The sequence below is a fragment of the Pseudoalteromonas sp. Isolate6 genome, from assembly GCF_022398435.1.
Lineage (GTDB): Bacteria > Pseudomonadota > Gammaproteobacteria > Enterobacterales > Alteromonadaceae > Pseudoalteromonas > Pseudoalteromonas galatheae.
The window spans coordinates 1-7,261 of sequence record NZ_JAKEVK010000222.1 but is presented as its reverse complement, the minus strand read 5'-3'; the positions used below and the strand labels follow the sequence as shown (position 1 = coordinate 7,261).

The 7,261-nt window shown below is 41.8% G+C and carries 7 protein-coding genes and 2 pseudogenes; 4 read left to right on the top strand and 5 right to left on the bottom strand.

Annotated features, from left to right (window positions below):
• The first annotated feature begins 40 nt into the window (after positions 1-40).
• Positions 41-1,207: a putative manganese transporter gene (locus L1D50_RS19935; RefSeq protein WP_239966663.1), complete on the top strand. Its 1,167-nt coding sequence runs from the start codon at positions 41-43 to the stop codon at positions 1,205-1,207.
• A 303-nt stretch (positions 1,208-1,510) separates the two neighbouring features.
• On the opposite strand, the gene L1D50_RS19930 is transcribed toward L1D50_RS19935, so the two are convergent.
• From L1D50_RS19930 to L1D50_RS19915, 4 genes are all read right to left on the bottom strand, one after another.
• Positions 1,511-1,990 (bottom strand): hypothetical protein, encoded by a 480-nt coding sequence (locus L1D50_RS19930; protein WP_239966662.1) that lies wholly within the window; start codon positions 1,988-1,990, stop codon positions 1,511-1,513.
• A gap of 25 nt (positions 1,991-2,015) precedes the next feature.
• Entirely contained in the window at positions 2,016-2,990 is a 975-nt protein-coding gene (locus tag L1D50_RS19925) for an acyl-CoA thioester hydrolase/BAAT C-terminal domain-containing protein (protein ID WP_239966661.1), read from the bottom strand.
• A gap of 100 nt (positions 2,991-3,090) precedes the next feature.
• Positions 3,091-3,489, bottom strand: a complete 399-nt coding sequence (locus L1D50_RS19920; protein ID WP_239966660.1) for a type II secretion system protein GspG — start codon at positions 3,487-3,489, stop codon at positions 3,091-3,093.
• 110 nt (positions 3,490-3,599) lie between these two features.
• Positions 3,600-3,962, bottom strand: coding sequence for a hypothetical protein (locus tag L1D50_RS19915; RefSeq protein ID WP_138523893.1), 363 nt, complete (start codon positions 3,960-3,962; stop codon positions 3,600-3,602).
• Between the two features lie 97 nt (positions 3,963-4,059).
• Between L1D50_RS19915 and L1D50_RS19910 the strand changes: the two are divergent.
• The 3 genes and pseudogenes from L1D50_RS19910 to L1D50_RS19900 all read left to right on the top strand — a co-directional run.
• A pseudogene (locus tag L1D50_RS19910) lies at positions 4,060-4,639 on the top strand (transposase); the annotation flags it as partial.
• A 94-nt stretch (positions 4,640-4,733) separates the two neighbouring features.
• Positions 4,734-4,889: pseudogene (locus L1D50_RS19905) on the top strand (transposase); the annotation flags it as partial.
• 107 nt (positions 4,890-4,996) lie between these two features.
• Positions 4,997-5,968, top strand: a complete 972-nt coding sequence (locus L1D50_RS19900; RefSeq protein WP_239966659.1) for a transposase — start codon at positions 4,997-4,999, stop codon at positions 5,966-5,968.
• Between the two features lie 270 nt (positions 5,969-6,238).
• Here L1D50_RS19900 and L1D50_RS19895 read toward each other — a convergent pair whose 3' ends face one another.
• Complete coding sequence (locus L1D50_RS19895) at positions 6,239-6,706, bottom strand: hypothetical protein (RefSeq protein ID WP_239966658.1); 468 nt, start codon at positions 6,704-6,706, stop codon at positions 6,239-6,241.
• Positions 6,707-7,261 lie beyond the last annotated feature (555 nt).

The following is a 7,261-nucleotide window of genomic DNA, read 5'->3' as shown; positions in this document are numbered from 1 at the left end:
AAATTAAAGTGCAACTTAGACAATACACGGGTTGCACTTTATGTTTTCATCTCTACTTCGATACTCTCAACCAGCACATGGCGCTAAGGTGAGTTTATTGTTCAACAAACGGCTAATTTTACCCCTCGTTATTATTGTACTTTTAGCATTTGAAACGGCGAGACCAATTGTGGTCAGCGCGCTGAGCGATGCATTCTTTCAAGTCAGCGTCTTTGTTGCCGCTACTCTACTCGTGTACTACTTTCTTGTTGATAAAATTCCACAGCTTAATCTCAGTTATCTGAGTACCAAATCCCCTATTCTCGAAATAACCATGGCGTCAATATTGGGCGCACTGCCTGGCTGTGGTGGTGCGATTATCGTGGTCACCCAATTTACCAAAAAACAAGCAAGCTTTGCTTCAGTTGTCGCTGTGCTTACTGCGACGATGGGAGACGCTGCGTTTTTACTGCTCGCCAAAGAGCCGCTGACAGGCCTCACTATCATCGCGATGGGCGTTGGTGTGGGTATCGTGAGTGGGCTATGTGTGCACTTAATTCATAAACCCGACTTTTGTGTCCCGCAGACCATCAATGAAGTCGAAGAAGAAACCTTACACGCGAGCCGTGCGTTTAGTTTAAGCCGTAAGGTGTGGAAGCTGGGCTTACTGCCTAGCCTTGCAATTGCGCTCGCGATTGCTTTTAACGTCGACTTAGCACCTTTTGATACAGAAATCGCTTGGCTTGGTGCTGCATTATGTCTTTTCGCTGTGTGTGTGTGGGCACTTAATTCAAAAGGCGTAAGCTATAAAGATATCACCTGTGAAGAAGGTGAATGCGACCCACCGTCAAAACTCACTAGAGTACTACAGGATACGCACTTTGTGACCGCTTGGGTCGTTGCAAGCTTTTTGCTTTACGAGCTATCTACCGCGTATTTAGGGCTTGATCTCGCGGTTTGGTTTAAAGACTATGCGCTGTATGCACCACTGGTGGCCATTATTGTCGGATTATTACCAGGCTGTGGACCCCAAATTGTTGTTACAACGCTGTACCTGCAAGGCGTCGTGCCATTTAGTGCCCTGGCGGCCAATGCCGTTGCTAACGATGGCGATGCGTTATTTCCAGCGATAGCACTGGCACCAAGGGCGGCGCTATTTGCCACCATCTACTCTGCAGTGCCTGCATTTATCGTGGGCTACGGCCTCTACTACATTAACTTGGCTTAATACTTGAGCACGTCGACGAAGTGACCTGACGCTGGCTCATACACGATCTGGCTGTTTAGGGTTATGAGTTCAACCAAATCTGACCGCTCGTAACTGATTAATGGCCGAAAAGAGCGAATAGCGGGCGGTCAAATAAACTTATTTTTGGACAAAAGTGTTTTAGGTCGTCGGCTGTATTAGGCAAATTTCTCATAAAAGTTTCAATAGGCTAGCACCGCATTAAGGTATGAGTAACGCTTGGCTATACTTGAGCGAAGCCAAAATGCCAAGTGTTGCGAATCACTCTTAAGTCCTTTGTTAGCACTATAAGTACTCTTGACCAACACTTTGTAGCACAGAAAGCATTGCCAACACTTCAGATGCTACATAGCTACCATTATTGCCTTCGAAACCATAGCGCCATGAAACGAAATGTTTACTGTTTGTTTCGAAGAAACTTTCAGCAGATAACCCCATATCTAGAGCATCGAACTTGCTCACTATTTTCTCTTTGTACTCACAAGGTAAACCACCAAACAAATTCTTTAAGTTATGACCTTGTTGGCTAACGCTGCCTATGACTCTTTCGTATTGAAAAACCCCTTCGCAGTACACAGAAGGTTTTTTAAAAACTGTCTTTCCATCAAAACATTTCAAATATAGTTCAAGCGCGAAACTAGCATTTACTATAAAAGGCGCACCGCGATACTTCATTAACTCTGATTCATGTAATACGTCTGCCGCAATATGAAATGCTGCTGCCTGATAATAAATTTTAGGTTCTACTTGCCTTACCACTTTCATCGTAACCTCATATAGTGCTAACTCCTCAGTCAGTCGACGCGTTAGCGGTCGGCTGCACTGATTTGTTAGGGTTTACAAGCTTGCTCTTTAACCAATTATTTATATCGCTTACTATCTTTTCGCGCATGCTTTTGCCATTAATATTCGCGAACCCATGATCGAGCGCTTCATATCTTCGGTATTCAATGTTTTGCTTTTTAATCTCTCTAAGGTTAGTGATCATTTCATCGACTTTGTCGGGTGATACAGATAAATCTCCACCCCCTTGAAGAATAAGCAAAGGTGTGTTCACCTTTTTTAGAACGTCAAATTGATCAATAGATAGCATCTGTTGCCACCACTTGTAACCATGTCCACTTACTTCGAGCTTATCTGGTTTGTTGTTAAGAATGTGATTTGAGAACTCTTTAAAACGAATGATACTTACTTCCGCTTCTGTACTATTTGCAGCGGTCGCAGAAATATTGTGTGTGACATCATCAATGAACTTTCTCCCCCCTCCATTGAAAGAGATTGTTGCAGTTATACCGTCAATTGTCGCTGATACTAAATTCGCTATAATTGCACCTTCACTACCACCTAGAACAACAAGATTAGAGTATTTATTTTTTTTCCGTATAAAGTCTAAAACTTTCATAACGTCAGCCACACGCTGATCCGGACTGTCGTTTTGAATGTATTGTGCTGGACAGTCTTTACGTTCAGCATCTTCGCTATAGGTCAGCGCGCTATCAATGCCGTATTTTTCAATTAAGAGGACGTCTGCCTCTGGCCAAACATTCTGATAATCTGTAAATATTGTTTCGATTTTTAGAACGCTGTTGCAATCAGATCCCTGAAGAATCAACAGCAACGTATCACTCTGTGACTGAGGGAGCGATCGAAGGAGGTAATAAGATATATTAGTGCCATCATCTCTACTTACGGTATGAGTGCTGATGTTTTTCGCATTCAAAGAAAAAGTCAAAAATAGTAATGCTAAATATACTCCAGTTTTCATTTGCTACCCTAACGCCCCAAACAGGGCTGCTTTTAAGCTGGCTAAAATTAGGAGCGAAGCGACGGGAGCCAGCTTAAAATTGTCCCGTTGACTTGGCTTGTTATGTACCAAAACCTGATTTGTTGATAACGACTTTTTTGAAGCTATTACCTTCATACTTATACGCTGATAACACTAAGACATCACTGTTTAAAATAGAACCTTTAGACCACAACAAAAATGAATCTGCTGACACAACGCTGTATTGATACTCAATTACCCAAGGGTCTTGAGGTAATCGTTTTATGTAAATAATAGTGCCGTCAATTAAATTTCCAAGATGTTCTGGTAGACGGTTATTGTCTTTATAATAAAGTGAAATTGCAGTTTGTAATATCTCAATATCAAGTTCTGCTTCGTCGTTTTGGTGGAGAGGTGGGCAATCAACCATACCGGGAACAAATAGGCCTACAAGGATTAAGAAACCAAGAGTTACGCAACTAAATTTGAAATATTTCATCGGCACACCTTGATACATAACGCCGCAAATAAACGGCAAAAATTAGTTGGCTAAAATTTATGAGGAACAAGCACAGCTAAGCTATTTGTGTCCGCCCTTTAAGCACTTTGTTATGTGCGCTTGTATGCATCTTCATGTGAGATGCCAAGATTTACTAATAAATCTTCAAAATAGCCAACATCTTCTAACTCGCGATTATCTTCATAAGCTAAGCACAAAATAATTCTCATCTTTGCTACTTCTGGGACAGATATGTTGTAACCATCGTTACTATCAACCCAAGACCACAAATCCTCTTTTAACTGCTCAAGGTTAAGATTTTTATGTTCAATCCAATAACCTTTTAGTTGTGAAAATGCACTTTTTGCCAAAGGAATTTCCGGTACACCAAGCTTCTCTACCCAAGAAACCATATGGGCTGCATACTTATAATTTTCGTTCAAGATAGGAAACTCCCCTGAGCACATAGACATAATGACTCCCACACGGTGCTAGCCTCCGCATTTCGTGGGTTAGCTTAAAGCCAGAGCCATAATTAGTTTGTCAAATAACTAAATAGCAGAGGCTAGCATGACTAAACATAACATACTTTTCATTGGCTTAGACACTCATAAAGAGTTCATTGAAGTTGCCTATATTGAAGACAATCGAGGCGCACAACCCATTCATTTCGGTCGTATTTCTTCAGCTAAAGTCACTATTAAAAAGCTTATCAGACAATTTGAATCTAAATACCCTAACACTACGCTCCATTTCGTTTATGAAGCTGGTCCCTGTGGTTACTGGATTTACCGCTTAATTACTTCTCTTGGACATTGCTGTTACGTAGTTGCCCCATCGCTTATTCCTAAAAAAACCTGGCGAGCGTATAAAAACTGACAAACGTGATGCACTTAAACTAGTTAAATTACTTAAGTCTGAAGACTTAACCCCTATTTATGTGCCTGAGCCGGAAGATGAAGCTATTCGTGATTTATCTCGTGCTCGAGAAGTTGCGATGAAAGATTTAAAAGATGCAAAGTACCAGCTAAAAGCAATGCTTCTTCGCAACAACATTAACTATGCTGGCACAGCAAACTGGTCTCTCAAACACTTACGTTGGCTCACAGAACTGGTATTGCCACATCCGGCACAAGAACAAATCGCTGAAAGAACAAATCGCTGACACCCACCACTAATTTGCACCTTCCAAATATACCGCCTAAGCTTTAATTCTGCACTCAAAGGATTGAGGAAAACAAATTATGGCGACTGCACGTAAAAGACAAATCAGTTTAACCGACACCAAATATTATCACTGTATCTCCCGTTGCGTAAGGCGCGCCTTTCTGTGCGGTGAAGATAAATTTACCGGAAAATCATACGAACACCGCCGAGATTGGGTTGAAGAAAAACTCCTGATGTTGGGGTCTGAGAACAAATCGCTGACACCCACCACTAATTTGCACCTTCCAAATATACCGCCTAAGCTTTAATTCTGCACTCAAAGGATTGAGGAAAACAAATTATGGCGACTGCACGTAAAAGACAAATCAGTTTAACCGACACCAAATATTATCACTGTATCTCCCGTTGCGTAAGACGGGCCTTTCTGTGCGGTGAAGATAGATTTACTGGCAAATCATACGAACACCGCCGTGATTGGGTTGAAGAAAAGCTCCTGATGCTGGGCTCCGTGTTTTGTATTGATGTCTGTGCTTATGCCGTGATGAGTAATCACACCCACATTGTTTTATATGTTGATGATAAAAAGGCTAAGCGCCTGTCGGATAAAGCGACTGTGATGCGATGGCACAAGTTATTTAAAGGCAATTGGATAAGCCAAAAGTTTATTGAAGATGAGCCACTGAGTGAGTCGGAGCAATTGATACTAGATGAGCTGGTTGATAAGTACAGAGAAAGACTCGCTGATATTAGTTGGTTTATGCGGGTACTTAACGAAGACATCGCCCGCCGAGCAAATAACGAAGATAATTGTACAGGTCGGTTTTGGGAAGGACGATTTAAGTCCCAAGCATTACTAGACGAGGCATCATTGGCTGCGTGTTTAGCGTATGTAGACCTGAACCCCATTAGAGCCAACATTGCCACAACGCCTGAAACCTCAGACTACACCAGCATCAAAAAGCGCATTGACCACGCAAAGCTGGGCAAACAACCAAAAAGCCTATTACGCTTTGCTGGCAGCCCACGAAAACACATGCCAAAAGGCCTGCCTTTTGAGCTCAAATCCTATATTGAATTAGTTGAACTTACAGGCCAGTGCATTCGAGCCAACAAGCGAGGCTATATCTTTGAGTCTCAGCCTATTCTCACTCGATTAAATATAGAGCCTGAGAACTGGATAAAACTCACTACGCAGTTTTCTCGGGTATTTCACGGTGCTGTTGGTCGAGAGCGAACAATAACCGCTTACTGTGAAACACTGCAAAAACGACGACGGGAAAATCTAGTAAACAGCAAGCGTTTGTTGGCTTAGCAAAATTCACATTCTCAATTCTAGAATATCTTACTGCCGTATTTGCAGCGCTTAGTCGTGCGCGATAACTCAGTTTTAGTGTAGAGATACGCTTGAGCGCTAAAAAATAACCTATCGATAAACGTTATTGACCAAAATTATTGGAGTGTTTACATGCTTTTTTACTTCACTTTGCCAGCATAGGTACAAATAGCAGTGGGTGTCATCAATGATTTTCATCAATTATAATTAGAAGTAAACTATAGGCCTTCAAAAGAAGGTCTATAAGCATCACGCATACTCGTTAACACTTAACATGCCCGCTTTTGCCTGATAGTCCATTGGCAGCGTTTTATTAAACGCAATCATTTCGTTATAAATATCAGCATCAGAGGCTCCCTCACCTTTCATCCGATTGAACAATGCAATACGTTGCTCAGTGACTTGCTCGGCAATTCGGTCAAACTCAACAGACTGGTCGGCCCACTTTTTGTGTGCAACGGGATCAGTCAGTGGTGGCGCCTCGTTGAGGTTTACGGTCATTTTGTTAGGGATAAAAGTGATTGCTTCTGCCATTTTTCTTGCAAATACAGGATCTGATTCAACATCATCCCGAAAAGAATCCCATGTATGCTTCACGACCGTCGCGCTGGCTTGTGTAGATTGGTTACTGACATCAGCTACCGTGTTGGTATTCTTTACGGAAGCATACTGCGAGACTGGGCTCACTGCGCCCTGGATAGAAGTGTTTAAAATCATAATTCGTCTCCTTGTGAATGTTTTGTTACTTAGGCAAAACCTACGCCACTTCTAAATACCCTTTAAATTTAGAGAATTACAAATACACCTTGCCCATAGTTGCAATAAGGTGCCGCATTATGGCGCCAAATTGCCGCACCAGACATACTCACTGATTGCCATTATTAAAGTGTACATATACTCATATTCACTCCGATAAAACAAAACCCGCGGCTGTGGGCTTTGTTTTATTACTACAGTTTTATCTGATCACATGCCATTGTCTCTGCCGGCCTGCCAGATACCAGACGTGCTTACCATCGAATACTGAAATCAAATCGCTGACACCCACCACTAATTTGCGCCTTCTAAAGATACCTCCTAAGCTTTAATTCTGCATATGTGATTTGGTGCACTTCCTTAGCTTGGATGCTAATTGTGGTGGGTGTCATTTGTTTTTTCTATGGGTGTCATCATTGATCAATAGCTTAGTTTTGATGTAGAGATATGCTTGAGTGCTAAAAAACAACCAATCGATAAACGTTTTTGACCGAAGTGATTTAAGTATTTTTATAC